Source organism: Oerskovia enterophila (genome assembly GCF_001692445.1).
GTDB lineage: Bacteria > Actinomycetota > Actinomycetes > Actinomycetales > Cellulomonadaceae > Oerskovia > Oerskovia enterophila.
Window position 1 is genome coordinate 1 of the sequence record NZ_MAQA01000007.1, and the last position, 26,696, is coordinate 26,696.

The window sequence follows — 26,696 nt, forward strand, 5'->3', positions numbered from 1 at the left end:
TGTCGAGCGCGGTGTTGGCGCCGGTCACGTAGGCCTGGTGGTGCTTGGAGTGGTGCAGCTCCATGATGCGGCCGGAGATGTGGGGCTCGAGTGCGCCGTAGTCGTACGACAGCTCGGGAAGGGTGTACACAGCCATGCCGGATTGCCTCCTGGATCGTGTGCCGCGCCGGAGAGGAGCGACATCTTTGACGAACGCGCTCGAGAGCGGCAAATGCGATCGAACGCGACACCGGTGGAACGCAGAAGACCCGTGAGATTGTTCCGGCCGCGGCCGAGACAGTCTCACGGGTCTTCTGGTGCTCCGCGGGGGAGCGGGTCAGTGCTTGGTGCTGCCGGCCCCGGTGTCGTCAGGGCTGACGATGTGGCTGCCGCCACCCACGGCCGACCCGGACTCGACGGCGTGCGTCGTGTCCGCGGCGCCCAGGGCGTCGTGTTCTCCGTGCGAGTGCGATGCCGCGAGCTCGGACGGGGTCACGGGCTCGACCCGGTCCTCGTAGAAGAACTGCGACAGGCGCTGGAGTCGACGGTCCTTCTTGTAGCGCTTGCGGCGGACACCGCGCGAGTCGGTCGCCGGGTCGATCTCGAGCGGGGCGTGGGCCGTGTAGTTCACACGGAGCCAGCGCTCCTGCTCGTCGAGCGGACGGTGGACCTCGATGTACTCGCCGTGCGCGAAGCGCACGATGCGGCCGGTCTCGTGCCCGTGCAGGACGAGCTCGCGGTCCTTGCGCTGGAGGCCGAGGCAGATGCGCTTGGTGATCCAGAAGGCGATCACCGGACCGACGAAGAGCAGGACTCGGAAGACCCAGGTGATCGCGTTGATCGACAGGTGGAAGTGCGTCGCGATGAGGTCGTTCGACCCGGCCAGGGCCAGGATGATGAACGCCGTCAGGAACGCGACACCGAGCCCGGTGCGGACCGGGACGTTGCGCGGGCGGTCGAGCACGTGGTGCTCGCGCTTGTCCTTGGTCACCGCGGCCTCGAGGAACGGGTAGACCGCGAGGAACGTGAACAGCAGGCCCGGGATCACGACCGCCGGGATGAGGATGTTGAGCGAGAGCGTGTAGCCCGCGATCACGTACTCGGTCTGCCCCGGCATGAGTCGTAGCGAACCCTCGAGGAAGAGCATGTACCAGTCGGGCTGTGCGCCCGCCGACACGGGGGAGGGGTCGTACGGCCCGTAGTTCCACACGTTGTTGATGGCCATCGTGGCGCCCATGGCGGCGATGACGCCGAACACCACGAAGAAGAAGCCACCGGCCTTGGCGACGTACACGGGGAAGAGCGGGAAGCCCACGACGTTGCCGTTGGTGCGGCCGCCACCCGGGTACTGCGTGTGCTTGTGCAGCACGACGAAGAACAGGTGGAGCGCGACGAGCGCCAGGATGAGGCCCGGGACCACGAGGATGTGGAGCGTGAAGAGCCTCGGGATGATGTGCTCGCCCGGGAACTCGCCACCGAAGATGAAGTAGGACATGTACGACCCGATGACCGGGATCGACTTGACCACGCCGTCGGTGATGCGCAGGCCGTTGCCGGACAGGACGTCGTCCGGGAGCGAGTAGCCCGTGAAGCCCGCGGCGAGCCCCATGATCATCAGGAGGAACCCGACCATCCAGTTGAGCTCGCGGGGCTTGCGGAACGCGCCGGTGAAGAACACGCGCATCATGTGGGTCACGATCGCGGCCATGAACAGCAGCGCCGACCAGTGGTGGATCTGGCGCATGAGCAGGCCGCCGCGCACCTCGAACGAGGTGTGCAGCGTCGAGGCGAAGGCCTCGGACATGAGCACGCCGTTCATGGTCGCCGGCTCACCGTGGTACGTGACCAGGCCCATGCTCGGCACGAAGAACATCGTCAGGAAGAATCCCGAGATGATCAGGACGACGAAGGAGTAGAGGGCGATCTCGCCCAGGAGGAACGACCAGTGGTCAGGGAAGACCTTCCGGGCGAACTCCTTCACGGCCCCGGCGATGCCGGTCCGCTGGTCCAGGTAGTCTGCGGTCGCTTCAGCGGGTCCCGCGGTGCTGGTGCTCACTTCAGGCGCTCCCAGTAGCTCGGTCCGACGGGCTCGTGGAAGTCGCTCTGCGCAACCAGGTAACCCTCGTCGTCAACGGTGATCGGCAGCTGCGGGAGCGGCCTCTTGGCCGGGCCGAAGACGACCTTGGCGCCGTCCGCGACGTCGAAGGTCGACTGGTGGCACGGGCACAGCAGGTGGTGCGTCTGCTGCTCGTAGAGCGCGACGGGGCAGCCGACGTGGGTGCAGACCTTGGAGTACGCGACGATGCCGTCGTAGGACCAGTCCTTGCGGTCCGGGGCCTCCTTGAGGTCACGCGGGTCGAGGCGGACCATCAGGACGATCGCCTTGGCCTTCTCCGAGATCCACTCGTGGGAGTTGCGCACCTCCTCGGGCACGTCCGGGATCACGTGGAAGGCGCTGCCGATCGTGACGTCCTCGGCCTTGATCGGGCGGCCCGACGGGTCGAGCGCGAGGCGCATCTTGGGCTTCCAGAGGGTGTGACGGAACTTGCTGACGTTCCAGTCTCCACCCACCTCTGCCACGAGGGGAACAGCGATCGCGAGGGGGAACAGCGCGAGGGCCGTCACGACCGCGCCCTTGAGCACGCCACGGCGGGCGATGCCCGAGTCCTCAGCGCCCTCGGTGAGGGCCTGCACGGCCTCGGCACGGACTGCGTCCGAGCTGCGCTGCGCGTGGCGCTCGTCGACGTGCTCGTGGTCCGACATGAGCGTCTTGGCCCAGTGCACGGCCGCGAGACCGATGCCGAGCAGCGCGAAGGCCAGGCCGAGCCCGATGATGAGGTTCGCCATACGGATGCCCGCGATGGAGGTGTCCTCCGGCAGGGCGAAGAAGGCGACCAGCATGCCGATGGTGCCGATGATCGAGATCGTGAAGAGGATCACGACCTGCATCTCGGCACGCTTGGCGGCCTGGGGGTCACGGTCTGCCATCCGGCTCTTGTGAGCCGGGATACCCGGATCCTGGAAGCGGTCGAGCTCCTGCCCGCCCTGCTTCGTCAGGTCCGTCGAGTTCTGGTTGTCGCTCACGACGACTTCGCTCCGATCCACACAGCGGCGCCGATCAGCAGGCCGAGCCCGACGATCCACGCCCAGAGGCCCTCGCTGACGGGGCCGAGAGAGCCGAGGTCAAGTCCACCGGCAGAACCCTGGCGCTGGTCGACGAGGAACGCGATGACGTCGCGCTTCTCGTCGGGCGTGATGTTCATGTCGTTGAAGACCGGCATGGACTGCGGGCCGGTCAGCATGGCCTGGTAGATGTTGCGCTCGGAGGTGTCCCACAGCGCAGGGGCGAACTTGCCCTCCGAGAGAGCACCGCCCGCGCCGACGGCGTTGTGGCACATCGCGCAGTTGGTGCGGAAGACGGCCGCGCCGTTCGCGGGGTCGCCGAGCGAGGCGTCGATCTGCTCGGCGGTCGGGATCGCCGGGCCGGCGCCCAGGGACGCGATGTACGCAGCGAGCTGCGCAGTCTGCTCGTCGTCGAACTGGCGCGGCTTCTGGATGGCCTGAGGGCCCTCCATCTGCATGGGCATACGACCGGTCGACACCTGGAAGTCGACAGCGGCCGCACCGACGCCGACGAGGGACGGAACGGTGTCCGAGCCCTCCGCGTTCGGGCCGTGGCAGGTGGCGCAGTTCGCCTGGAAAAGCTTCTGGCCAGTCTCGATGTCCTCAGTGCTGGCGGTGTCAGCGCTGGCTGGACTCGGGGCAAAGGCGGCGTAGACGCCGCCGGTGACCAGCAGCGCCAGCAGCAGCAGCACGACCGGAGCGAAGCGGTGGTGTCTGCGGGCGGCGAGTGCCTTCACGAAATGATCCTCGTCTCGCAAGTGGGGGGTGCAGGGGGCAGGTGTGGTTGTCCGGGCATCGGTGCCGCGGGCGTCACCGCGTCAACGAAGGATGTAGATCACGAAGAACAGCGCGATCCACACGACGTCGACGAAGTGCCAGTAGTAGGACGTCACGATGCCGGTCGTGGCCTCGTGGTGCCCGAAGTTCTTGGCGGAGAAGGACCGGCCGAGAAGGAACAGGAAGGCGATCAGACCACCGACGACGTGGATGCCGTGGAAGCCCGTGGCCATGAAGAAGACCGAGCCGTAGGGGTGCGACGAGATGGTCAGTCCCTCGTGCACGAGCTCGGCGTACTCGTAGATCTGACCACCGATGAAGAACGAACCCATGATGTACGTGAGCGTGATCCACTCGTTCATCCCCCACCGGTTGACCTGGAAGATCGATCCGGTGCGGACGGGCTGGAAGCGCTCCGCCGCGAGGACTCCGAGCTGGCAGGTCACGGAGGACAGGACCAGCACCGACGTGTTGATCACGGCGAAGGGGATGTTGAGCTTCTCGGTCTGAGAAGCCCACTCCTCTGCCGGGATCACCGAGCGTGCGGTGAAGTACATAGCGAACAGTCCAGCGAAGAACATGAGCTCGCTGGCCAGCCACACGATCGTCCCGACCGAAACTGGGTTCGGTCGGTTGACGCTCACGTGCTGGTGGGCGTGGGGGGCAGCCGTTGCGGTCGACACACCAGCCATTATGGCCGACGTCGGAGCGATTTGGGCCATCGAACCGGGGGGTGGCGCGCGGCGAATCTCACAAAGTCTCCAGATCTCCCCACCAAGCCCTGCACTTCGTGACGGATCGCGTTGAAGTGCCATGAAAGGGCGTCATTCCGGGCGTTCTGCGAAGAGTGCGGCCCAGGGTATTTCCTGACGGTGCGCTGGGAATTGCCATGAAACGACGACAATGACCGGCGCTCCCGACGGCACGCGAGGCGCCTCGACGGTCGTCTCGCCCTCGCGACGATGCCGGTCGCGGGCGCTGCCCTGTCCGGTGGGCGGACGTGGGACGGCCGCGGCCGGTGCGGGGGGTGCCGTGGCGGGACCCGACGTGCCAAGATGCCGGGGAGCGCTGTGCCCGTCGAGCAGGTGCCGGTCGGCGACCGTGCACCGCGGGCGTGGTGCCACCAGACCCGGCCGGCACCGGTCGGGACCACGTGAGACCCGAACGAGATGGAGGCGACGATGACGTCGACCACGAGCGGCACGACGACCACGTCCCCCGGCAGCGCGCTGTCGGCCCAGGGGACGGCCGTCGAGCCGACCACCGCGCCCCGTGAGGCGCGCGCTCCCCGCATCCTGCTCTACAGCGACGACGCGACCGTCCGCGAGCAGGTCCGGATGGCGGTCGGGCGTCGGGTCCGGGTCGGTGCTCCTGACATCGTCTGGAAGGAGGTCGCGACCGCTCCTGCGGTCGTCGCCGCGGCCGACGCGGGCGGCTGGGACCTCCTCGTGCTCGACGGCGAGGCCGACAAGGCCGGGGGCATGGGGCTGTCCCGTCAGCTCAAGAACGAGATCTACGAGTGCCCTCCCGTTCTGGTCCTCACGGGCAGGCCCCAGGACGGTTGGCTAGCATCGTGGTCGCTCGCCGACGATGCCGTTCCTCGGCCCTTCGACGCGATCGAGCTGCAGCGGGCGATCGTCTCGCTGATCGAATGACCTCATGAAGGGCAGGTCCTGTGACCACGACCCCGGGCAACCCGGCACACGCTTCCTCCGACCCCACGCCGACGGCCACCGTCCTGGTGTCCGAGCAGCCGGAGCCGACGTGGCCCGGGCTCCTCACGGAGCTCATCGCCGGCCATGACCTGAGCGCCGCGCAGACCGCATGGGCCATGGACAGGGTGATGACGGGCGAGGTCAGCCCCGTCCGCCTCGGAGCGTTCCTGATCGCTCTGCGGTCCAAGGGCGAGACGGTCGGTGAGCTGCGGGGCCTCGCGGACTCGATGCTCGCGCACGCCACGCGTTTCCAGGTCGCGGGCCCCTCGGTCGACATCGTGGGGACGGGGGGCGATCGTGCGCACACGGTCAACGTCTCGACGATGGCCGCCGTGGTCATCGCCGGGACCGGGGTGCGCGTCGTCAAGCACGGCAACCGTGCCGCGTCGTCCTCGTCGGGGTCGGCGGACGTGCTCGAGGTCCTGGGCATCCGGCTGGACCAGGCACCCGAGCGCGTGGCCCAGATCGTCGACGAGGTCGGCATCACGTTCTGCTTCGCGCAGGTCTTCCACCCCTCGTTCCGGCACTCGGCGGTCGCTCGCAAGGAGCTCGGCGTACCGACCGCCTTCAACTTCCTGGGGCCGCTCACGAACCCGGCGCAGCCTCGCGCCGCCGCGATCGGGGTGGCCGACGAGCGCATGGCGCCGCTCGTCGCGGGGGTCTTCGCGTCCCGTGGTGCGTCGGCGATTGTCTTCCGCGGCGACGACGGCCTCGACGAGCTGGCGTCGACGGGCACCTCGACGATCTGGGAGGTGCGCGACGGGGCGGTGACCGTCCACTCGCTCGACGCGGCCCGCGACCTCGGTCTCCAGCGGATCACGGTCGAGGACCTGCGCGGGGCCGACGCGGTGTTCAACGCCGAGGTCGCCCGGCGCGTCTTCGCGGGCGACCCGGGCCCCGCGCGAGAGACGGTCCTGCTCAACGCAGCAGCCGCGCTCGTGGCGGACGCGAGCCTGCCGGGGACCGGGGAGGGAACCCTCGTCGAGCGCCTCGCGGCCGGCATGCAGCACGCCGCCACGAGCATCGACTCGGGGGCGGCCGCGGCCGCTCTCGACCGCTGGGTCGCCGCGTCGTCGCGCTGACACGTACCGGTGGGGCGGCCTGCGAGGGCCGCCCCACCGGGGTTCCAGCGGTTCGTCAGGACCGGAGCTGCCTGTGCGGCGCCGCGCGCCGGCTCGTGGTGCGGCGCCCTGCCCGGTCCGCCTCGACCTGCGCGGGTCAGTCGTCCAGGCCGAGGGCGAACGCCTGCTCGAGGTCCACGTCGGAGTACGCGCGGAACGCGATGAACGTCTCGGTGCGCAGCACGCCGTGCACCTTGCTGATCTTGTCGGCGATCACGTCGGCGAGGTCGTCGTGCTCGTTGACGCGCACCATCGCGACGAGGTCCGCCTTGCCGGTCACCGAGTAGACCTCGCTGACACCCTTGAGCGAGGCGACGTGCGAGGCGACCTCCGGGATGAGGTTCGGTTCGGTGTCGATCAGCACGATCGCGGTCAGCATGGGTCCTCCGTCGGGTCCGTGGCACGTGGTTCGCCGGTCGGGGAACCGCTGCCCAATCTAGCCCTGCCGTGGTGGGCGACGCGCTGCGCGGTGCGGGTGCCGTCCGCGAAGGCGCGGGCCGAGCGGACGGGCCACGCGAGCGGGTGGCTGACGTCGACGAGCCGGACCCCTGGCTGCTCGAGCCATCCCAGGACCAGGTCGGCCTCGTGGGGGTGGCACGCGGGCGCGGGCGCCACGGGGGCCGGGACGTCCTCGGCTGTCGCGACGAGCGCGTCGATCGTCGGCCAGGGGTCGGCGCCGGAGGGGGAGAGGCCCGTGGCGGCGAGCCGCGCGTGCCGCACGACCACGATCTCCCAGCGGGAGCCCTCGACGGGGCGGGCAGCGACGAGCTGGGCGCACGCCGCGAGCGGGTGGAGCCGTTGGGCGCGCCCGGCGCCCAGGAGGAAGGCCTCGAGCCGGGAGGTGACGTCGGCGGCCTGCTCGTAGCGCTCGGTCGCGGCGAGCTCGGCGATGCGCGCGGTCAGGTGCTCGACGACGTCGGCCGGGTCGGTGAGCATGGTCGCCCGTGCGCGCCCCGCCACGGCCGGGTAGCCCTGCGGCTCCTGCGCGGTGGTGCACGGAGCGCCGCAGCGTCCCATCTCGGCGAGGGCGCACGCGCTCGCCCCCCGGGCGGGCAGCAGCGGGAGCCGCGAGGTGCACTGGCGCACGGGGAGGGCGTCGTGCAGGGCGTCGATCGCGAGCTGTGCCTGGCGCCGCGACGAGTACGGACCGATGTGCGCGGCGTCCGCGCGCACGTCCTGGACGATCGACAGGCGGGGGTGGTGCTCGCTCGTCAGACGGACCCAGCTCATGCGTTCGGGGAACTTGGACCGACGGTTGTAGCGCGGCGAGTGCTCGGCGATCAGCCGGAGCTCGCGCACCTGGGCCTCGAGCACCGTGGCGCACTCGACCGGCGTGACGGCGTGGGCGATCCGGACCATCTCGGTCATGCGGCCACGCTTCTCCGCGGCCGTGAAGTAGCTGCGCACCCGGCGCCTGATCGACGTCGAGGTGCCCACGTAGAGGACCTCCTCGCCGGGACCACGGAACATGTAGACACCCGGCCCGTCGGGAAGTCCGTCGGCGAGCGTGCGCTTGCGCCGGACGTCGGCCGGGACGGGGTCGGTCGCGGTCGCGAGGTCCTCGAGGTGCGTGACCCCGAACGGCGCCATGCGTTCGAGCAGCGCGTGCAGCACGTCGACCGTCGCGCGCGCGTCGGCCAGCGCGCGGTGCTCGGGGGTCACGGTCGCGTGGAAGAGCGCGGCCAGGGTCGAGAGCTTGTGGTTGGGGGCCTCGTCGCGGGTCACGACGCGTCGTGCGAGCGGCACGGTGTCGAGGACCTGGTTGCCCGGCCACTCGTAGCCCGCGTCCCGGGCGGCGGCCTTGAGGAAGCCGATGTCGAACGGCGCGTTGTGCGCGACGAGCACCGAGCCGCGGGAGAACTCCAGGAAGCTGGGCAGCACGGCCTCGATGGGTGGGGCGGTCGCGACCATCCCCGTGGTGATCCCCGTGAGGCGCGCGATGAACGCGGGGACCGGGGTGCCCGGGTTGACGAGGGTCTGGAACTCGCCGAGCACCTCGCCGCCGCGGACCTTGACCGCGCCGATCTCCGTGATCCCGGCCGAGGCGGGCGAGCCGCCCGTCGTCTCGAGGTCCACGACCACGAAGGTCACGTCCTGCAGGGGCGTACCGAGCTCGTCGAGCCCGAGCTGGACCGGAGCGGCTCCCTCGACCGCCGTGGGCGTGAAGGCCTGGACCGAGAGCAACCGGGGCCCGCCCGGCGCGGGTGGTCGGTGTGGTGCGTCCCGGGTGGGGACGGTCGTGGACGACATGGGGCGAAGGTAGCCGCGGGCACTGACACGCCGTCCGCGCGATGCGTGATCGCTGCCCGTAGTGTGGACCCATGGATGGGACGAGTCGGGACAAGAAGGACACACCGCATCGGTCGGACGACGCGCCGCCCGACCCGCTCGTCGTCCCCTCCGTCGTCCGCACCCAGCTCCTCGAGCTCTCGGCGCGTGTTCTGGGCACCTGGGAGCCGTCCACCGTCCCGGTTCCCCTGCGCAGGGTCCGCACGTTCGCGCCACGCCGGCGCGCGGTGTCGGGCGCGGCGCCGTTGTGGCAGGCGCTCGAGACCAGCGCGTCGTTCCGGCACGCGGTCGCGGCCGCGTGGAGCTCGGCGCACCCGCGGGAGGCACGAGCCCTCCGGCCCGACGGCGGCACGTCCGCGGGAGGTGACGGTGCCCGGTGCGAGGTGGGCACGGCAGACGAGGCGCGCGACGACGCCGCGCCCGAGGCGGCGGAGGCCCTGGTCCCCACCCCCAGGTCGGACGACTCGGGCACGACGACAGGTGAGGCTCCCGTGCGGGACCGGAGCCCCGCCGTCGGGCAGGGGGAGGGCGAGGGAGCGCGGGCCGCGAGCGACCTCGTGGAGCTGGCCGTCGGCGCGTTCCTCCTGCGGCCAGACGGCTGGGAGGCCCACCTGGCCCGCGCGGCCGAGGCCCTCGAGGCGCAGGCCGAGGCGCAGCGCCGCGCGCTGGAGGCCGAGCGCGCCGCGGGGGAGCGCGACCGGGCCGTCGCGGAGCTCGCCGCGGCCCAGGAGGCAGCGGCGGCGGACCGCGCAGCGCTCGAGGAGGCGCGGGCCGAGATCGCGACCCTGCGTCGGCAGGAGCGCAAGCTCCGCTCGGACGCCGACCGTGCCCGCGCCGAGGCGCGGTCAGCGCTCGCCGAGGCTGCCGCGCGCACCGAGGCTGCCGAGGCGCTCGCGGCCCGGGCCGCCGACGAGCGGCGCGAGGCGTCGGTCGCGCTCGACCGGGCGCACGCGGCCCGGGACGAGGCGCGCACGCTCACGCACACCGGTGCCGAGCTGGCCAACGCGCGCGCCCGGCTCCTGCTGGAGACGGTCGTGGACGCGGCCGTCGGGCTCCGTCGCGAGCTCGGGATCCCGCCGACCACGCTCCGCCCGGCCGACACCGTCGCTCCCGCGGACAGCGCGGGTGCCCCGGGGGTCCCCGGCCGCACCCGGCCCGGGTCGCGCGGGCGTGCCGGGGACGATCCCGCGCTGCTCGACGACGTCCTGGCCGTCCCCCAGATGCACCTGATCGTCGACGGGTACAACGTGACCAAGACCGGCTTCGGTGCGCTGACCCTCGCGCAGCAGCGCCGCCGTCTCGTGGACGGGCTCGTGCGCGTCGCGTCGCGCACGGGGGCCGAGGTCACGTGCTGCTTCGACGGCCAGGACCTGGGCCACCTGCCGCCCGCGAGCACCCGCGGGGTACGCGTGCTGTTCACGTCGGGCGAGATCGCCGACCACCTGATCCGCCGGCTCGTCGCGGCCGAGCCGGAAGGCCGGCCCGTCGCGGTCGTCACGAGCGACCGGGAGGTCGCGGACGACGTCCAGGCCATGGGGGCCGTGGCGATCGGGTCGCCCGCGCTCGTCGCGCGGCTCGCGCGGCTCTGAGAGCGGGGACCGCGGACAGCAGGACGGCCGGCCCCCCTCGTGGGGACCGGCCGTCCTGCTGTGCGCTCTCCGTGCGGATCAGTGGGCGGCAGCACCCGCGTAGATCGCGTCGACCTCGACCGAGAAGTCCTGGAGCACGACGTTGCGCTTGACCTTGAGCGAGGGCGTCAGGTAGCCGTTCTCGACCGTGAAGTCCGTCGTCAGGATCGTGAACTTGCGGATGGACTCGGCGCGCGAGACGGCCTTGTTGGCGCGGTCCACGGCGGTGTCGAGCGCTGCGAGGACGTCGACGTCGATCGCCGCGGCCTCGACGGTCATGGGCTCCTTGCCGTGCATCGCGAGCCACCCGGGCAGGCCCTCGGGATCGATCGTCATGAGCGCGCCGATGAACGGCTGCCCGTCCCCGACGACCACGCACTGGCTGACCAGGGCGTGCGCACGGATGCGGTCCTCGAGCACGGCCGGGGCGACGTTCTTGCCGCCGGCGGTCACGATGATCTCCTTCTTGCGGCCCGTGATGCGCAGGAACCCGTCGGCGTCGAGCGAGCCCAGGTCGCCCGTGCGGAACCAGCCGTCGACGAACGCGTCCTGCGTGGCCTGCGGGTTGTTGTGGTACCCGCGGAACACGTGGTGGCCCTTGAGGAGGATCTCGCCGTCCTCGGCGATCCTGGCCCCGCAGCCCGGGAGCTGGGGCCCGACGGTGCCGATCTTGGTCGCGGTCGGACGGTTCACCGACGTCGGCGCGGTGGTCTCGGTCAGGCCGTAGCCCTCGAGGATGCGCACGCCGATGCCGCGGTAGAAGTGTCCGAGCCGCTCGCCGAGCGGGGCGCCGCCCGAGACGGCCCACTTGGTCTGCCCGCCGAGCGCCGCGCGCAGCTTCTTGTAGACGAGCGCGTCGGCGACCTTGTGCTGGAGCTTGAGACCGATGCCCGGGCCCTTGGGGTCGTCCAGGGCGCGGGAGTAGGCGATCGCGGTCGCGGCGGCCCAGTGGAAGATCTTGACCTTGCCGCCGGCGGCGGCCTTCTGCTCCGAGGAGTTGTAGACCTTCTCGAACACGCGGGGGACCGAGAGGATGTAGGTCGGCTTGAACTCGCCCAGGTCCTCGAGGAGGGTCTTGGTGTCCGGGGTGTGCCCGAGGACCGTGCCGCCCGCCACGACGAGCACGCCGATGAAGCGCGCGAACACGTGCGCCAGGGGCATGAACAGCAGCGTGCGACCGTTCGCCTCGGCGAAGACCTCGGGCAGCGCCTTCACGGCGTTGACGGTCAGCGAGTAGAAGTTCTCGTGCGTGAGCTCGGCGCCCTTGGGCCGTCCCGTGGTGCCCGAGGTGTAGATGATGGTCGCGACGTCCGCGAGGTTCGCGAGGCCGCGACGGCGGGCGATCTCGTCGTCGCTGACGTCCTTGCCCGCCTCCTTGAGCGCGGCGATCCCGCCGTCGTCGATCACGAACACCTGGCCCAGCTCGGGCGCCTGTGCCCGGACCTCCTCGACCGTGGCGGCGTGCGCGGGGGACTCGACCACCAGCAGCCTGACCCCCGCGTCCGAGAGGATCCACTGGACCTGCTCGGCGCTCGAGGTCTCGTAGAGCGGCACGGGCACCGCTCCCGCGGCCCACGTGGCCCAGTCGAGCAGGGTCCACTCGTAGCGGGTGCGGGACATGATGCCGACGTGCTCGCCGGGCTGGATGCCCAGGGCCACGAGGCCCTTGGCGACGGAGACGACGTCGGCGTCGACCTCCCGTGCGGTCAGTGTCTTCCAGGGGGCGCCCGGCCCGCTCTTGACCTCGACCATCGGCTGGTCGGGCCCGGCCGCGACACGGCTGGCGAAGAGGTCGTTGAGGTTGTCGAGGGGATCGACATCGATGATGCGCGGTGCGCTGAACTCGTCCATGCTGGCTCCAGTGGCAGAAGTCGACGGTGTGAGAACACTACCCACAGGTCGGAAGTGTCGTTGACCGCCTCCGAGTCGGTACTCTTCATGGTGCTGTGCGCTGTTGCGCAAGATTTCAGGCCGTACCTGGGCGAACGCCGGGATCGACCGACGATCGGAGCCGACGGACGTACGCAGAACCGATGCCGAGGCGGTGCACAACCGTTACCGGCGGGTGTTCCCATCCTGTGAGTTCCAGACCGCTACGTGAGTGAGGACCTGACATGCATGCCATCGGAGTCGACATCGGCGGAACGAAGATCGCCGCGGGTGTGGTCGACGAGAACGGCAAGATCCTTGCGCAGACGCGTCGCGACACCGAGCCCGACGACGTCGCGAGCATCGACGCAGCGGTCGCGGACGTGTACGCCGAGCTGTCCAAGGAGTTCGAGGTCGAGGCCATGGGCCTGGCCGCAGCCGGCTTCGTGAGCCCCGACCGCACGTCGGTCCTCTTCGCCCCCAACATCGCGTGGCGCGAGTACCCGCTGGCCGACAAGGTCCGCGCGCTGATCGGCGACGACGACGTGAAGATCGTCGTCGAGAACGACGCCAACGCCGCGGGCTGGGCCGAGTTCCAGTTCGGCGCGGGACGCGACGCCTCGGACATGCTCATGCTCACGGTCGGCACGGGGCTGGGCGGCGCGATCATCGTCGACCGCAAGCTCGTGCGCGGTCGCTGGGGTGTGGCGGCCGAGGTCGGGCACATGCGCGTCGTGCCCGGCGGGCACTACTGCGGGTGCGGCCACGAGGGCTGCTGGGAGCAGTACGCGTCGGGCAGCGCGCTCGTGCGCGACGGCCAGGCCGCGCTCATCGCCCAGCCGGACCGGGCTGCCGCGCTGCTCGAGCTCGCGGGCGGCGACGCCTCCAAGCTCAACGGCCCCCAGATCACGCAGGCCGCGCAGGACGGCGACGAGCTCGCGATCGAGCTGCTCGCGACCCTCGGCCGGTGGATCGGCGAGGGTGCCGCTTCGGTGACGGCCCTGCTCGACCCCGAGCTGATCGTCATCGGCGGTGGCGTCGGCGCAGCCGGCGACCTGCTGCTCCAGCCCGTGCGCAAGGCGTTCGCCGACCAGCTCTCGGCTCGTGGGCACCGCCCCGAGGCGCAGATCGACCTCGCCCAGCAGGGCAACGAGGCCGGCATCGTCGGCGCCGCGGACCTCGCTCGCAGCTAGTCGCATCGCCTCTGTCACGGGAACGGCCCCCGACCTCTGCACGAGGTCGTGGGCCGTCCGGCTGCTCGGCACGCCCCGTCAGGGGAGATGGCCGGTCGGTCGTCCCGCCCGGGTGCGCAGCGCACCCGGGGTGCGCGACGTCGTCGGGCACGGGAGCGCACGACCCGGCGCCGCCCGGACCCTGCCGCGGTGCGTGCGGGAGGCGTCCGTCAGACGACGGCGCCCGGCCCCGCACGGTCGTCCTCACGGCGGTGGGGCATGCGCCACACGAGCACCGCGAGCCCGACCAGGAACAGGCCGCCCGCGACCTGGGCCACGATCGTCGGGAACGGGCGGAGCACGACCATCCCGACGAGCAGGAGGATCGGGATGCCGGCGACCAGGCCCCAGGCCATGGTGAGCAGCGGGTCGCGGCCCATGCCGATGTCCGGGTCCGGGGGGGTGAAGTGGCTCTCGGCCTCCTCGAGGTCCTCGACCTCGGGCGTGGTCGGCCAGTCCCGGGGGCCGGCCGGGCCCTGGACCCAGGGCGCGACCGGGAACGTCTCGTGCAGGTCGCGCGGGGCCGAGGGGCGCGCGTCGGGCCCGGACGGGCCGGGACCCGCCTCGGCGACGGCCGACTCCGCCGCGGCCGAGACGTCCGAGAGGTCCGCCACGATGTCGGCCCAGCGGGCCTCGACGTCGGGGAGGTCGTCCTTCGGCGTGGTCGGCTGGTCGTCGGTCGGCTCGATCGCGTCGTCCTTCCCGTCGTTCTCGTCCTGCGGTCCTGCATTCGGTGCGGCCATGGGGTTCACTCTAGAGTCGGAACCGCAGCCCGTGTTCGCGGGGTGCTCCAAGGAGGAACGTTGTTCTACTGGTTCATGAAGCAGGTGATGGTCGGCCCCCTGCTCCGGCTGCTGTACCGTCCGTGGACGCGCGGCGTCGACAACGTCCCCGACGAGGGCGGAGCGATCCTCGCGAGCAACCACCTCGCGGTCATCGACTCCTTCATCCTGCCCCTCGTGCTGAACCGCAAGGTCCAGTTCCTCGGGAAGTCCGACTACTTCACGGGCAAAGGCGTCAAAGGGCGTCTGACGGCCGGGTTCATGCGGGGCGTGGGCACCATCCCCGTCGACCGTGCGGGCGGCAAGGCCAGCGAGGCCGCGCTCAACACGGGCCTGCGGGTCCTGGGCGACGGCGAGCTGTTCGGCATCTACCCCGAGGGCACACGCAGCCCCGACGGGCGCCTGTACCGCGGCAAGACCGGCGTGGCCCGCCTCGCGCTCGAGTCCGGCGCGCCCGTCGTCCCGGTCGCGATGATCGGCACCAACATCGCCCAGCCCATCGGCAAGGTGATCCCCAAGCCCATGCGGATCGGGATCGTGATCGGCGAGCCGCTCGACTTCAGCCGCTACAAGGGCATGGAGAACGACCGCTTCATCCTGCGCGCCGTCGCGGACGAGATCATGTACGCGATCATGAGCCTGTCGGGCCAGGAGTACGTGGACATCTACGCCGCGACGGCCAAGGCGCGCCTCGCGGCCGGACCCGCCGCTACCACACCTCCCGCCTCGCCCGTAGCGCCGGGCGGCAGGCCGGTCCCGGACGTCCAGGTGCCGGAACCGCCGCAGGAGGACCCCGCGCCGTCAGTAGACTGAGGGAGCAGGCCGTCCCGCTGCCCCGGGGGATCCCCGGCGTCGATCGACGCAGGCACGGCGGCATCCTTCAACGAGAGGCTCCTTTGCTATGTCTGATCGTCGGCAGGTTCGTCGCGTCGCACTCCTGACGGCCGGTGGTTTCGCCCCGTGCCTGTCCTCCGCCGTGGGCGGTCTGATCGAGCGCTACACCGAGCTCGCCCCCGAGGTCGAGATCATCGCCTACCAGCACGGCTACCACGGCCTGCTGACCGGCAACAAGATCGTCGTCGACGAGGAGACCCGGAAGAACGCGGGCATCCTGCACCGCTTCGGCGGCTCGCCGATCGGCAACTCGCGCGTCAAGCTCACCAACGCGAAGGACTGCGTCAAGCGCGGCCTCGTCCAGGAGGGCCAGGACCCGCTGCAGGTCGCCGCGGAGCAGCTCAAGGCCGACGGCGTCGACGTCCTGCACACCATCGGTGGCGACGACACCAACACGACCGCGGCGGACCTCGCGGCCTACCTGCACGAGAACGACTACGAGCTCACGGTCGTGGGCCTGCCCAAGACGATCGACAACGACGTGATCCCGATCCGTCAGTCGCTCGGTGCGTGGACCGCCGCCGAGGAGGCCGCGGGCTTCGCGCGCAACATCATCGGCGAGCACCGCTCGGGCCCGCGCATGCTGATCGTGCACGAGGTCATGGGCCGTCACTGCGGCTGGCTGACCGCCGCCTCGGCCGCCGAGTACCGCAAGTGGCTCGACACGCAGGAGTGGGTCCCGGGCATCGGCCTGACCAAGGAGCGGTGGGACATCCACGCGGTGTTCGTCCCCGAGCTCGCGCTCGACATCGAGGCCGAGGCCGCGCGTCTGCGCACCGTCATGGACGAGGTCGGCAACGTCAACATCTTCCTGTCCGAGGGCGCGGGCATGAACGAGATCGTCGCGCAGCTCGAGGCGTCGGGCGAGACGGTCGAGCGCGACCCGTTCGGCCACGTCAAGCTCGACACCATCAACCCGGGTGCCTGGTTCGCCAAGCAGTTCGCGGAGAAGCTCGGCGCCGAGAAGACCATGGTCCAGAAGTCGGGCTACTACTCGCGCGCCGCGGCCGCGAACGCCGAGGACCTGCGCCTCATCAAGTCGATGACGGACCTCGCCGTGGACTGCGCGTTCAAGGGCGAGTCGGGCGTGATCGGCCACGACGAGGAGAACGGCGACCGCCTGCGCGCGATCGAGTTCCCGCGCATCGCGGGCGGCAAGGCGTTCGACGTCTCCCAGCCGTGGTTCGGCGACCTGCTGGGCGAGATCGGCCAGCCGCTCGTGCCCGCTGCTCCCACGGCGCACTGATCCGCTGATGGCGACCACGACCGGCGCGGAGATCACCCAGGGACTGGACGCGTTCCGTTCCCTCGTCGCGCAGCAGCAACCCACGTGGCCCGACGCCGCGGCCCTCGCGGACGTGTCCGCGCGGCTCGCGGCCTCCGCGCCGCTCGTGGTCCCCTCGGAGGCCGACACCCTGCGCTCGCGGCTCGCCGCCGCGGGCCGGGGTGAGTCCTTCCTCCTGCAGGGCGGTGACTGCGCCGAGACGTTCGCGGACGCCAACGCCCTGCGCATCCGCAACAAGGTCCGCACCATCCTGCAGATGGCCGTGATCCTGACGCACGGCGCGAGCATGCCCATCGTGAAGATGGGTCGGCTCGCGGGGCAGTACGCCAAGCCGCGCAGCTCGAACGACGAGACGCGCGAGGGGGTCACGCTGCCCGCGTACCGCGGCGACATGGTCAACGGGCACGCCTTCACGACCGAGGACCGCGTCCCGGACCCCGAGCGGCTCATGCAGGCCTACCGGATCTCGTCGGCGACCCTCAACGTGGTCCGGGCGTTCACGGGTGGCGGTTTCGCCGACCTGCGACAGGTGCACGAGTGGAACCGCGGCTTCATGCGCAACCCCGCATACGCGCGCTACGAGAGCACGGCCGCGGAGATCGACCGTGCGATCCGCTTCATGAAGGCGTGCGGGGTCGACTTCGACGCGCTGCGCACGGTCGAGTTCTTCGTGAGCCACGAGGCGCTCATCCTCGACTACGAGCGCTCGCTCACGCGCATCGACTCGCGCTCGGGCAACGCGTACGACACCTCGGGGCACTTCCTGTGGATCGGTGAGCGCACGCGCCAGCTCGACGGCGCGCACGTGGACTTCCTGTCGCGCGTGGCCAACCCGATCGGGGTCAAGCTCGGTCCCACCACGGCTCCCGACGACGCGCTGCGCCTGATCGACAAGCTCAACCCGGACGCGATCCCGGGCCGGCTGACGTTCATCACGCGCATGGGAGCGGGTCGGATCCGCGACGCGCTGCCCGCGCTCGTCGAGGCCGTGCGCGAGTCCGGCGCCCCCGTCACGTGGGTCACGGACCCCATGCACGGCAACACCATCACCTCGGACAGCGGGTACAAGACGCGCCGCCTCGAGGACGTCCTGGACGAGGTCCGCGGCTTCTTCGAGGTCCATCGCTCGCTCGGCACGGTGCCCGGCGGACTGCACGTCGAGCTCACGGGCGACGACGTGACCGAGGTGCTGGGCGGCAGCGAGGAGATCGACGACGCGGGGCTGGCCCTGCGTTACGAGACCCTCGTGGACCCGCGCCTGAACCACCAGCAGTCGCTCGAGATGGCGTTCCAGGTCGCGGAGATGCTCCAGGCGCGCTGAGCCGGCGTCCGCTCACGACCGGGCCCGAGGCCCGGGAAGACCCACGCAGCCCGACGGCGGCGCACCCGCAGGTGCGCCGCCGTCGGGCTGTCTCGTGCAGGGGGAGAGGGAGTGTGCGAGGTCGAGGGGCCCGGAGGGGGCCGCGAGGTAGAGGAGAACCGTCGAGGTAGAGGCGTGCAGCCCGCTACCTCGACGCGAGCCCTCTACCTCGCGAACGGCCAGGTGGCCGAGCCGGGGTCAGAAGACCGAGCAGGGTCCGGAGACCGAGCCGATCAGAAGACCGAGCACGTCAGAAGACGTTGACGACGACCGTCGACCCCTTGGGCGCGGTCTTCCCGGCCCCGCCCTCGGGTGACTGGGCGTAGACGATGTTGAGCGGGCTGATGCCCTGCGGGTGGCGCACCTCGACGACGAAGCCCGCGTCCTTGAGCATCTTCTCGGCCTCGGTGACGTTGCGCCCGTAGGTGTTGGGGATCTCGACGAGCGGTGGGCCGAGCGAGACGACGAGCGCGACCTTGTCACCGCGGTGACCCTCGCTCCCGTTCTCGGGGGTCTGGCTGATGACGAGCCCCGCGGCGACCGTCTCGGAGTAGTCGTCGGTCGAGCTCGGGTCGAGGCCGAGGTCGGTGAGGGCCTTGAGCGCGGCCTCCTTCTCGAGCCCCACGACCTGCGGGACCGTCACGGGGGCAGGCCCCTGGGAGACCGTCAGCTGGACGACGGTGCTGTGGGGCTGCGAGCTGCCCTCGGGCACCGAGACGGCGAGCACGTCGCCCGCGGGCATGTTGTCGCTGTAGTCCTCGACCGGGTCGCCGACCTCGAAGCCCGCGGCCTCGAGGGCAGCGGTCGCCGAGTCAGCCGTGGTCCCGACGAGCCCGGTCGGGACGTCGAGCATCTTGACCCCGAGCGAGACCAGCAGGTTCACCGCACCGTCCTTGCGGACCTTGCCGCCCGCGGGGGGATCGGTCGAGATCACCGTGCCGGCCGGGAAGCTGTCGTCGTAGGCCTCCTTGACCGTGCTGCGCAGGTCGACCGCCCGGAGCGTCGTCTCGGCCTCGGCCTGCGTCGCGCCCACCAGGTTCCCGGGGACGGCCGTGTAGGCGCCCGGGCCGCTGAGGAACCACCAGGACGCGCCGACAGCGGCCCCGGCGAGGAACAGGACGACCACGAACCACCACCAGCCGGCACGCCGACGGCGTGACCGGGGTGAGGGGGTGCCGTCGTCGGGGCCGTCGACCGCCAGGTCGCCGCGCGACATCGCGAGCGTGTGCTGCACGCCGTCGCCCTGGGCCGACGTCGTGACCAGGTGAGCGGTCGACGCGGGCCCGATGCCTGTGAGGACGGTCGTGGGGGTCGAGTCGGGCTGGGCGGGCGCGGGGGAACCGGCCTGCCTGTCCACGGCGGCGCGAGACGCGCCGGCCGTCGCGGCCCCCACCGCGGCGACCGAGGCCAGCACCGCCGTCGCGCCGGAGTCCGGGCTCTTTCGGTCCGTGCCTGCCGTGCCCACCGCGCCGGCCGTGCCGCTGCTCGCGGGGACCGATCGCCGGTCGAGGACGGCCGGGTCGAGCGCGGCCCGGGTCTGGCGCACCAGGGTCAGGGCCGCCCCGGCGTCGACGGGACGGTCGTCGGGCGTGCGCGCCGCGAGGGCGCAGACCAGCACGTCGAGCTCGGCGGGGAGCCACGGTTCGACGTCGGAGGGCGGCGGCACGTCGGAGTTGACGTGCTGGAAGGCGACCTGCAGCGGGGTCTCGCCCGTGTAGGGAAGGCGGCCCGTGAGCATCTCGTAGGCCATGACACCGACCGCGTACACGTCCGTCCGTGCGTCGCAGCGGCCCGACGTGATCAGCTCGGGGCCGAGGTAGGCGACCGTGCCGAGGATGGTGCTGGTCGCGGTCGACGCGGCCTCCGTCACAGCGCGCGCGAGACCGAAGTCCGCGACCTTGACGTGCCCCGACGAGTCGATCAGGACGTTCTCCGGCTTGACGTCGCGGTGGACCAGGCCCTTGCGGTGGGCCGCAGCCAGGGCGTCCAGGATCTCCTCGAGCAGCTCGAGGGTGCGGCCCACGGCCAGCGCGCGCTCGTCCTGCAGGACGTGGCGGAGCGTCGTGCCCGGTACGTACTCCATGGTCAGGTAGCTGGTCTCGCCGTCGATCCCCTGGTCGTAGACGGCGACCACGCCCGCGTGGGTCAGGCCCGCCGCGGCCCGCGCCTCGCGCCGGAAGCGCGAGACGAACTCCGCGCCGTCCGAGCCCTCGGCCAGGTGGGGGTGCATGACCTTGAGCGCGACCTCGCGGTCGAGTCGTCGGTCCAGCGCCAGGTACACCGTGGCCATGCCGCCACGGGCGATCTTGGACACGACCTCGTACCGCCCGTCGACCAGGCGGCCGACGAACGGATCAGTCGTCACAGTTGCCACGTGGGAAGTCTAGGCGTCCTGGGACGTGGAACCGGTGAGGCGCCGCATCGTGGTGGTGGGGGTCGTGCGGACGGATCGTGAGCGACGGGTGGGCGGGCGCCGTGCCCGGAGCCACGTACGCTGGTCCCGTGACTGATGTGACTGACCTCGAGCAGCTCGTTCCCGAGTGGCTGACCCTTCCCCAACTCGCCGAGGTGCTCGGCACGACCGTGACGCAGGCCCGCAGCATCGTCCAGGACCGGCGCGTCGTCGGCGTCAAGCGCGGCGAACGCACCTCGTTCCAGATCCCCGCCGCCTTCGTGGTCCCGGCGCACCGGGCCAACCCCGCCAACGTGGCGCCCGCCCCCGAGAACCCCGAGGACGGGCGCCACGTGGTGCTCATGTCCGTGCAGGGCACGGTCGCGGTCCTCACCGACTTCGGCTTCACCGACGCGGAGATCATCGCGTGGCTCTTCAGCCCGGACGAGGCGCTCGGGACGTCGCCCATGGAGGCGCTGCTCGCCGGCCGCAAGGCCGAGGTGCGCCGGGTCGCCCAGGCGCTGCTCTGACGTCCTGACCCCCGGCGGCGCTCGGCGGTGACGCGCACCGTCGAGCGGCGACCGTCGGACGTGCGCCGCCGGAGGCGCAGCACGGGCCGGGAACGGCCCGACGCCGACGCGCCGAGCCTCAGGCCGTGCGCTGCACCGCGGCGCGCGCGAGCTCGGCGACCACCTCGGCACCAGGCGCCGCGAGGTCGGCTGCGTCGAGCGCTGCGAAGGCCTGCTCGCTCAGCTCGTCGATGAGCCGCTCGACCGCCGCGACCGCGCCGGTCTCGACCAGCAGCCCACGCAGCGTGTCGACCGTGGCCAGGTCCAGCGCGGGGTCGCCCAGAGCACCCAGCAGCAGCTCGCGCTGGGCAGGCGTCGCGGTCCGCAGCGCCCGCGAGACCAGCACGGTCCGCTTGCCCTCGCGCAGGTCGTCCCCGGCGGGCTTGCCCGTCGTGGACGGGTCGCCGAACACTCCCAGCAGGTCGTCGCGGAGCTGGAACGCCTCGCCGATCGGCAGACCGTAGGTGGGCACCGCCGCGAGACGGTCGGGGGACGCGCCCGCGAGGGCCGCCCCCAGCGCGAGCGGGTGCTCGACCGAGTACCGGGCGGACTTCGAGCGGATCACCGCGCGGGCCCTGGCCTCGTCGGCGTCGAGGTCCTGGCCCCACGGCACGGCCTGCGCGAGCACGTCGAGGTACTGCCCGACCGTGACCTCGGTCTGCATGTCGTCGAACAGCGTCCGGGTCCGCAGCGCGACGTCCTCGGGGACCCCGACGAGCGCCCCACGGATCTCCGCCTGGCTCCCGATGAGGCACAGGTCGCCGAGCAGGATCGCGGCCGACGAGCCGTACTGGACGTCGCTGCCGGACCAGGCCGCGTCGCGGTGCCGGGCCGCGAACGCCCGGTGCGCGGCGGGGCGGCCGCGCCGGGTGTCGGAGTTGTCCATGACGTCGTCGTGGAAGAGCGCGGCCGCCTGGAAGAGCTCGAGCGCGGCGCCCGTCCGGACGGCGGCGCGCCGGCGCCCGTCGTCGACCTGGCCGCCGTGCGCGCGCCAGGACCAGTAGCAGAAGGCGGCTCGCAGACGCTTGCCGCCCGTGAGCAGGTCGGCGGTCGCCTGGGCGAGGGGGGCGGCGTCCTCGCCGATCGCGGCGAGCTGGGCGCGCTGGGCGTCGAGGAAGGCGCTGAGAGCCGCGTCGACGTCGGGGCGGAGGTTCTCGCGGTCGACGGGCAGGGAGGCGGGCGCAGGGGCGTCAGCAGGCATGACCGCAGCCTAGGTCACGCGGGAGGCGCGACCTGCCCGCTGACCGTCACGAGCCGGGCGTCCTCGGTGTCGAGGACGCCCACGAACAGGGTCTCGGTCGCGCCCTCGGGCGTCGCCCGGTTGAACGCGGCCTGGCCGCTCAGGCCGCCCGTCGAGGAGCCCTCGACCGCGGTGAAGCCCGCCGCGGCCATCGCCTGCGAGTAGAAGTCGAGGATCTCCTGGACCGAGGCGGTCGACGAGAGGTTGAGCGTGACCTGGCGCAGGGGCTGGCCCTCGACGTCGGCCGCGGAGCTCGCGAGGACCTGCGCCTCGGGCGGGACGGGGACGACGTCGGCCGGGAAGCCCTCGACGAGCGAGCCGGCGACGGAGCTCGCGTCGAACGAGGGCATGTCGGCAACGGGGGACAGGCCCTCGGGGGGCGGGGCGGAGGCATCGCCCGACGGCGTCGCGCCCGTGCCGCGGTCGGGTCCGGTCGGAGAGTCGGCGGGGGCCGAACAGCCCGCGAGCAGACCGAGCGCGAGGCAGGCCGCGGCGGCGGTCGCCCCCACGGTCCGGAGGCGATCGATCGAGTCAGATGGACGACGCACCCCCACACCGTAGTCATTGCGCGGTGCGTGGCTCGACCACAGCCCTGCCGGCCCGGTCCGATGTCCACAGCCGTGCCCGCCCTCTCCTCAGGACGCCGGTCGCGCGGTGGGATGAGCGACATGACGACCACGATCCGGGCCCGCGGGCCCCGCGAGCTTCTCGCCTACGTCCCCTTCCGGCTCGGGTACCGCCCCGCCGACAGCGCGGTCCTGATCAGCCTGCGCGCCCCGCGCGGCCGGGTGGGCCTGGTCGCCCGTACGGACCTGGCCGACCTCGCGGACCTCGAGCACGGCCCGCAGGTCGCCCGCACGCTCGTGTCCCACCTGTGCGCCGACGGTGCACGGCGCGCGGTGCTCGTCGTGTACACCGACGTGGACCTGCGCGTGGGCGGCGCCCCGGCGGCCCGTGAGCGTGCGGCGGTCGAGCACTGCCGGGAGGCCGCCGAGGACTTCCTCGGCGACCTCGAGGTCTGGGTCGTGGGCCCGCGGGGGTACTCCTCGCTCGACTGCCTCGACGAGGCGTGCTGCCCCGCGGCAGGCAGGCCCCTCACCGACCTCGAGTCCACCCAGGTCGGCGCGCACATGGTCCTCGCGGGGGCTGCGGTCGCGCCCTCCCGGGCCCACTCCTTCGCGATCCCGGTCCTCGAGCCCGCGCTGCGCCGTCGGGCCGTCAGGGCCTCCGCGCGCTGGCGCGCCGACCGCGAGAAGGCGCTCGCGGTCGGCGGGGACGCCGCAGCCCGCTGGCGGGCCGGAGGGCTCGAGGCGTGGCGGTCCGCCGTCGCGGTCGCCGAACGGCGGGAGGGTGTGGGCGAGACGGCGCTTCCGCCCGCCCTCCTGGGACGCCTCGAGGCGGCGCTCGAGAGCATCCCGGTCCGGGACGCCGTCCTGCTCTCGTTCGCCGCGGGCACCGAGGACGTCGCGCGCCTCACCGCGACCGCCGTCCCGGGACCGCAGGTCGAGGCGGGGACCGCCTCGGCCATCGCGGCGATGGTCGACCCCGCGGTCGGGCTCCCGCCGGACCCGGACGTCGTGCGGAGCGCACGCACGGTCCTCGAGGCCGTCGTGGGAGCCGGCCGCACGGGGCGACAGGCGCCGGCGCTCACGCTCCTCGCCCTCCTCGCCTGGTGGGAGGGCGACGGCGGGCTCGCCGCGGACCGGCTCAGGAGGGCGCTCGACGCGGATCCCGCCTACCGGCTCGCGCTCCTCGTGAGGAGCGCGCTCGAGGCGGGGCTCGCGCCGGGTTGGGCCCGCGCCGAGGCAGGTGCCGCGAGGTGAGGATCCACGGGCGTTCCGGTACCGTCGCACCTGCCGGGGTGGTCCCGGTCCGCAGCCCGGGAGCAGCCCGTCCTGCGCGCGCCAGCAGGCATGCCTCAGGCATGACGGAGGATTCCCATGACAGTCGTTGTCGGCTACCTGTCCACCCCCGAGGGGCGCGAGGCGCTCGGCACGGCCGTCGACGAGGCGATCAGCCGTCGGAGCGAGCTCCTGGTCGTCGTGAGCGACAAGGACGGCCGGTCCCTCCCCGAGCAGGTCGAGGAGCGGCTCGCCGACATCGCCCGGATCACGGCGCCGCTCGACGAGGCAGGTATCCCTCACCAGGTCGTGACGGGCACGGGCGAGGTCGCCGAGGACCTGGTGGCGACCGCGGAGACCCATGGTGCCGGCCTGATCGTCATCGGTCTGCGGCGGCGGAGCCCGGTCGGCAAGCTCATCCTCGGGTCCAACGCCCAGCGCATCCTCCTGGACGCTCCCTGCCCGGTGCTCGCGGTCAAGCCCCACCGACCCTGACACGGCTCGCAGGACCCGTGAGGCGTCGCCCGGACGGCCGCGACGCGCGCGGGCAGGAGGGTGTGACCAGGACCATCGTCGGGGGGAATCTTCCGCGGCTCCGGTGCGTTGACCAGGGGACGACAGCAGCGGAGTGGACGTGTGCAGGCCCGTTGGCGGCAACTCACCCGCGTCGGAACACGCTTCACCGGCGTCCGACGACGGTTCGGCCGGTACAATATAGGTGTCCGCACATGATCCGAGAGTCCTCCGATCTCCCGGGCACGCCCCTCCAGTGATTGCCGAAAGGTCGGTTTGTGGCGCCCTCTTCCCAGAACCCCGCTCTCCCGCACGAGTTCGAACACCCCGCGTTGCAGGAACTGCTGCGCAAGGGCAGTGAGAACGGCCGGGTCGACGCCGAGAGCTTCCGCAACGCCTGCGAGAGCGCGACGATCGGCGACCCCAAGCGTCTGAAGGCCGTGCTGCGTGCACTGGCCGGTGCCGGTGTCGAGGTCGAGATCCCCGTCGCGACCAAGGTTGCCGCTGCCACCTCCTCGCGCTCCACCACGACGTCGCGGGCCGTCAAGCCCGCCACCAAGAAGGCCGCGACCCCGCGGGCAGGTGCCGTCACGACGACGCGCACCGCTGCGGCCACCGCAGCCGCCGCGGCTGAGTCCACGGACGCCGCGACCGACGAGGCCGCAGCGCCTGCCGCCAAGGCCCCCGCGGCGCGCAAGCGTGCCACGACGGCCAAGACGGCTGCACCCAAGGCCGCGGCCACGACGCGCCGCAAGCGCGGCGCCAAGGACGACGAGGACTCCGACGAGGTCGTGGTCGAGGACCTCGTCGAGACCGACGACGACGCGGAGACCCCCGCGACCGCCGCCAAGCCCGCCGAGGAGGCCGACGAGTCGCGTGGCTTCGTCTACTCCGACGCGGACGACGACGACGCCCCTGCCCAGCAGGTCGTGACCGCGGGCGCCACGGCGGACCCGGTCAAGGACTACCTCAAGCAGATCGGCAAGGTCGCGCTGCTGAACGCCGAGCAGGAGGTCGAGCTCGCCAAGCGCATCGAGGCCGGACTGTTCGCCGAGGAGCGCCTGAGCTCGGGCGACACGTTCGAGCCCAAGCTGCGCCGTGAGCTCGAGTGGATCTCGGGCGACGGTCGTCGCGCCAAGAACCACCTGCTCGAGGCCAACCTGCGTCTGGTCGTCTCGCTCGCCAAGCGCTACACGGGCCGCGGCATGCTCTTCCTGGACCTGATCCAGGAGGGCAACCTCGGTCTGATCCGTGCGGTCGAGAAGTTCGACTACACCAAGGGCTACAAGTTCTCGACGTACGCGACGTGGTGGATCCGTCAGGCCATCACGCGAGCCATGGCCGACCAGGCCCGCACCATCCGTATCCCGGTGCACATGGTCGAGGTCATCAACAAGCTGGCCCGCGTGCAGCGCCAGATGCTTCAGGACCTGGGCCGCGAGCCCACCCCGGAGGAGCTCGCCAAGGAGCTCGACATGACCCCCGAGAAGGTCGTCGAGGTCCAGAAGTACGGCCGCGAGCCCATCTCGCTGCACACGCCGCTCGGCGAGGACGGCGACAGCGAGTTCGGTGACCTCATCGAGGACTCCGAGGCCGTCGTCCCCGCGGACGCCGTGAGCTTCACGCTGCTCCAGGAGCAGCTGCACCAGGTCCTCGACACGCTCTCCGAGCGTGAGGCCGGCGTGGTCTCCATGCGCTTCGGCCTGAGCGACGGGCAGCCCAAGACGCTCGACGAGATCGGCAAGGTCTACGGCGTGACGCGCGAGCGCATCCGTCAGATCGAGTCCAAGACCATGTCGAAGCTGCGTCACCCGAGCCGCTCGCAGGTCCTGCGCGACTACCTGGACTGACCGGTTCCACCAGCAGCGCCGAGAGGCCCGCACCCCGCGAGGGGTGCGGGCCTCTCGTACGTCCGGGGTCGTGCGCCCTGCCCGCGCCGGCCCGGCCCGGCCCGGGCGAGACGGGGTACGGGGGGCGCGTGGCGCCGTCGGGCACGGGGGAGCGTCGCGTGCTGGCGAGGGCCTGCGCGAGGCGCGCCGCGCCGTCGGGAGCGGCACGGGCGCTGCTCCTGCGGCCCGACGGCGGGG

At 72.0% G+C, this 26,696-nt stretch carries 22 protein-coding genes and 1 pseudogene; 11 read left to right on the forward strand and 12 right to left on the reverse strand.

Going from position 1 to position 26,696, the window contains the following annotated elements; all coding sequences use genetic code 11:
- From OERS_RS04400 to ctaE, 5 genes and pseudogenes are all read right to left on the reverse strand, one after another.
- Nucleotides 1-136, reverse strand: a pseudogene (locus OERS_RS04400) (superoxide dismutase); the annotation flags it as partial.
- Nucleotides 137-316: 180 nt separating this feature from the next.
- Nucleotides 317-2,035 (reverse strand): cytochrome bc1 complex cytochrome b subunit, encoded by a 1,719-nt coding sequence (gene qcrB, locus OERS_RS04405; protein ID WP_056650267.1) that lies wholly within the window; start codon nt 2,033-2,035, stop codon nt 317-319.
- Complete coding sequence (qcrA, locus tag OERS_RS04410; RefSeq protein ID WP_068624734.1) at nt 2,032-3,063, reverse strand: cytochrome bc1 complex Rieske iron-sulfur subunit; 1,032 nt, start codon at nt 3,061-3,063, stop codon at nt 2,032-2,034. The genes qcrB and qcrA overlap by 4 nt, the downstream gene beginning before the upstream one ends.
- A complete protein-coding gene (gene qcrC, locus OERS_RS04415) occupies nt 3,060-3,839 on the reverse strand; it encodes a cytochrome bc1 complex diheme cytochrome c subunit (protein WP_068624737.1) in 780 nt (259 codons plus the stop codon). Before qcrC ends, qcrA begins: the two co-directional genes overlap by 4 nt.
- 81 nt (nt 3,840-3,920) lie before the next feature.
- Nucleotides 3,921-4,571, reverse strand: coding sequence for an aa3-type cytochrome oxidase subunit III (ctaE, locus tag OERS_RS04420; protein ID WP_082608858.1), 651 nt, complete (start codon nt 4,569-4,571; stop codon nt 3,921-3,923).
- A 489-nt stretch (nt 4,572-5,060) separates the two neighbouring features.
- Between ctaE and OERS_RS04425 the strand changes: the two genes are divergently transcribed.
- Both OERS_RS04425 and trpD read left to right on the forward strand, forming a co-directional pair.
- The gene (locus OERS_RS04425) at nt 5,061-5,534 is read left to right on the forward strand and encodes a hypothetical protein (protein ID WP_231907549.1); all 474 of its coding nucleotides are present in this window, start codon (nt 5,061-5,063) and stop codon (nt 5,532-5,534) included.
- A gap of 86 nt (nt 5,535-5,620) precedes the next feature.
- Nucleotides 5,621-6,676 (forward strand): anthranilate phosphoribosyltransferase, encoded by a 1,056-nt coding sequence (gene trpD, locus OERS_RS04430; RefSeq protein ID WP_068624880.1) that lies wholly within the window; start codon nt 5,621-5,623, stop codon nt 6,674-6,676.
- 136 nt (nt 6,677-6,812) lie between these two features.
- Here trpD and OERS_RS04435 read toward each other — a convergent pair whose 3' ends face one another.
- Nucleotides 6,813-7,094, reverse strand: a complete 282-nt coding sequence (locus OERS_RS04435; RefSeq protein WP_056650255.1) for an Lrp/AsnC family transcriptional regulator — start codon at nt 7,092-7,094, stop codon at nt 6,813-6,815.
- Nucleotides 7,088-8,965 (reverse strand): DEDD exonuclease domain-containing protein, encoded by a 1,878-nt coding sequence (locus OERS_RS04440; RefSeq protein ID WP_083201219.1) that lies wholly within the window; start codon nt 8,963-8,965, stop codon nt 7,088-7,090. Before OERS_RS04440 ends, OERS_RS04435 begins: the two co-directional genes overlap by 7 nt.
- Nucleotides 8,966-9,036: 71 nt before the next feature.
- Here OERS_RS04440 and OERS_RS04445 point away from each other — a divergent pair, with 71 nt between their 5' ends.
- Entirely contained in the window at nt 9,037-10,593 is a 1,557-nt protein-coding gene (locus tag OERS_RS04445) for an NYN domain-containing protein (RefSeq protein WP_068624747.1), read from the forward strand.
- A 78-nt stretch (nt 10,594-10,671) separates the two neighbouring features.
- Here OERS_RS04445 and OERS_RS04450 read toward each other — a convergent pair whose 3' ends face one another.
- Nucleotides 10,672-12,483, reverse strand: coding sequence for an AMP-dependent synthetase/ligase (locus OERS_RS04450; RefSeq protein ID WP_056650247.1), 1,812 nt, complete (start codon nt 12,481-12,483; stop codon nt 10,672-10,674).
- 263 nt (nt 12,484-12,746) lie between these two features.
- Here OERS_RS04450 and OERS_RS04455 point away from each other — a divergent pair, with 263 nt between their 5' ends.
- The gene (locus OERS_RS04455; protein ID WP_056650244.1) at nt 12,747-13,694 is read left to right on the forward strand and encodes an ROK family glucokinase; all 948 of its coding nucleotides are present in this window, start codon (nt 12,747-12,749) and stop codon (nt 13,692-13,694) included.
- A 209-nt stretch (nt 13,695-13,903) separates the two neighbouring features.
- On the opposite strand, the gene OERS_RS04460 is transcribed toward OERS_RS04455, so the two are convergent.
- Nucleotides 13,904-14,476 (reverse strand): hypothetical protein, encoded by a 573-nt coding sequence (locus OERS_RS04460; protein ID WP_068624750.1) that lies wholly within the window; start codon nt 14,474-14,476, stop codon nt 13,904-13,906.
- A gap of 60 nt (nt 14,477-14,536) precedes the next feature.
- Between OERS_RS04460 and OERS_RS04465 the strand changes: the two genes are divergently transcribed.
- The 3 genes from OERS_RS04465 to OERS_RS04475 all read left to right on the forward strand — a co-directional run bounded on the left by OERS_RS04465 (nt 14,537) and on the right by OERS_RS04475 (nt 18,015).
- A complete protein-coding gene (locus OERS_RS04465) occupies nt 14,537-15,328 on the forward strand; it encodes a lysophospholipid acyltransferase family protein (RefSeq protein ID WP_248948343.1) in 792 nt (263 codons plus the stop codon).
- 88 nt (nt 15,329-15,416) lie between these two features.
- A complete protein-coding gene (locus OERS_RS04470; protein WP_056650236.1) occupies nt 15,417-16,655 on the forward strand; it encodes a pyrophosphate--fructose-6-phosphate 1-phosphotransferase in 1,239 nt (412 codons plus the stop codon).
- A gap of 7 nt (nt 16,656-16,662) precedes the next feature.
- A complete protein-coding gene (locus OERS_RS04475; RefSeq protein WP_068624751.1) occupies nt 16,663-18,015 on the forward strand; it encodes a class II 3-deoxy-7-phosphoheptulonate synthase in 1,353 nt (450 codons plus the stop codon).
- A gap of 289 nt (nt 18,016-18,304) precedes the next feature.
- On the opposite strand, the gene pknB is transcribed toward OERS_RS04475, so the two are convergent.
- Complete coding sequence (pknB, locus tag OERS_RS04480) at nt 18,305-20,428, reverse strand: Stk1 family PASTA domain-containing Ser/Thr kinase (RefSeq protein WP_068624753.1); 2,124 nt, start codon at nt 20,426-20,428, stop codon at nt 18,305-18,307.
- A 128-nt stretch (nt 20,429-20,556) separates the two neighbouring features.
- On the opposite strand from pknB, the gene OERS_RS04485 reads away from it, so the two are divergent.
- Nucleotides 20,557-20,976, forward strand: a complete 420-nt coding sequence (locus OERS_RS04485) for an Rv2175c family DNA-binding protein (RefSeq protein ID WP_068624884.1) — start codon at nt 20,557-20,559, stop codon at nt 20,974-20,976.
- A gap of 118 nt (nt 20,977-21,094) precedes the next feature.
- On the opposite strand, the gene OERS_RS04490 is transcribed toward OERS_RS04485, so the two are convergent.
- Nucleotides 21,095-22,216 (reverse strand): polyprenyl synthetase family protein, encoded by a 1,122-nt coding sequence (locus OERS_RS04490; RefSeq protein WP_068624755.1) that lies wholly within the window; start codon nt 22,214-22,216, stop codon nt 21,095-21,097.
- A 14-nt stretch (nt 22,217-22,230) separates the two neighbouring features.
- Complete coding sequence (locus tag OERS_RS04495; RefSeq protein ID WP_139107695.1) at nt 22,231-22,803, reverse strand: hypothetical protein; 573 nt, start codon at nt 22,801-22,803, stop codon at nt 22,231-22,233.
- Nucleotides 22,804-22,923: 120 nt separating this feature from the next.
- Here OERS_RS04495 and OERS_RS04500 point away from each other — a divergent pair, with 120 nt between their 5' ends.
- From OERS_RS04500 to OERS_RS21945, 3 genes are all read left to right on the forward strand, one after another.
- Nucleotides 22,924-24,078 carry a DUF4192 domain-containing protein gene (locus tag OERS_RS04500; protein WP_068624886.1) on the forward strand — a complete coding sequence of 385 codons (1,155 nt, stop codon included), beginning with the start codon at nt 22,924-22,926 and terminating at the stop codon, nt 24,076-24,078.
- 117 nt (nt 24,079-24,195) lie between these two features.
- The gene (locus OERS_RS04505) at nt 24,196-24,591 is read left to right on the forward strand and encodes a universal stress protein (protein ID WP_056650215.1); all 396 of its coding nucleotides are present in this window, start codon (nt 24,196-24,198) and stop codon (nt 24,589-24,591) included.
- A gap of 296 nt (nt 24,592-24,887) precedes the next feature.
- Nucleotides 24,888-26,459: an RNA polymerase sigma factor gene (locus OERS_RS21945; protein ID WP_068624759.1), complete on the forward strand. Its 1,572-nt coding sequence runs from the start codon at nt 24,888-24,890 to the stop codon at nt 26,457-26,459.
- Nucleotides 26,460-26,696 lie beyond the last annotated feature (237 nt).

Excerpts from the sequence above, each read along its gene's own strand:
- OERS_RS04475 (WP_068624751.1), top strand. The coding sequence starts at position 16,663 with ATGGCGACCACGACCGGCGCGGAGATCACCCAGGGACTGGACGCGTTC.
- OERS_RS04455 (WP_056650244.1), top strand. The coding sequence starts at position 12,747 with ATGCATGCCATCGGAGTCGACATCGGCGGAACGAAGATCGCCGCGGGT.
- OERS_RS04445 (WP_068624747.1), top strand. The coding sequence starts at position 9,037 with ATGGATGGGACGAGTCGGGACAAGAAGGACACACCGCATCGGTCGGAC.
- OERS_RS04440 (WP_083201219.1), bottom strand. The coding sequence starts at position 8,965 with ATGTCGTCCACGACCGTCCCCACCCGGGACGCACCACACCGACCACCC.
- OERS_RS04460 (WP_068624750.1), bottom strand. The coding sequence starts at position 14,476 with ATGGCCGCACCGAATGCAGGACCGCAGGACGAGAACGACGGGAAGGAC.
- OERS_RS04470 (WP_056650236.1), top strand. The coding sequence starts at position 15,417 with ATGTCTGATCGTCGGCAGGTTCGTCGCGTCGCACTCCTGACGGCCGGT.
- OERS_RS04435 (WP_056650255.1), bottom strand. The coding sequence starts at position 7,094 with ATGCTGACCGCGATCGTGCTGATCGACACCGAACCGAACCTCATCCCG.
- OERS_RS04500 (WP_068624886.1), top strand. The coding sequence starts at position 22,924 with ATGACGACCACGATCCGGGCCCGCGGGCCCCGCGAGCTTCTCGCCTAC.
- OERS_RS04425 (WP_231907549.1), top strand. The coding sequence starts at position 5,061 with ATGACGTCGACCACGAGCGGCACGACGACCACGTCCCCCGGCAGCGCG.
- OERS_RS04505 (WP_056650215.1), top strand. The coding sequence starts at position 24,196 with ATGACAGTCGTTGTCGGCTACCTGTCCACCCCCGAGGGGCGCGAGGCG.
- OERS_RS04450 (WP_056650247.1), bottom strand. The coding sequence starts at position 12,483 with ATGGACGAGTTCAGCGCACCGCGCATCATCGATGTCGATCCCCTCGAC.
- ctaE (WP_082608858.1), bottom strand. The coding sequence starts at position 4,571 with ATGGCTGGTGTGTCGACCGCAACGGCTGCCCCCCACGCCCACCAGCAC.
- OERS_RS04490 (WP_068624755.1), bottom strand. The coding sequence starts at position 22,216 with ATGCCTGCTGACGCCCCTGCGCCCGCCTCCCTGCCCGTCGACCGCGAG.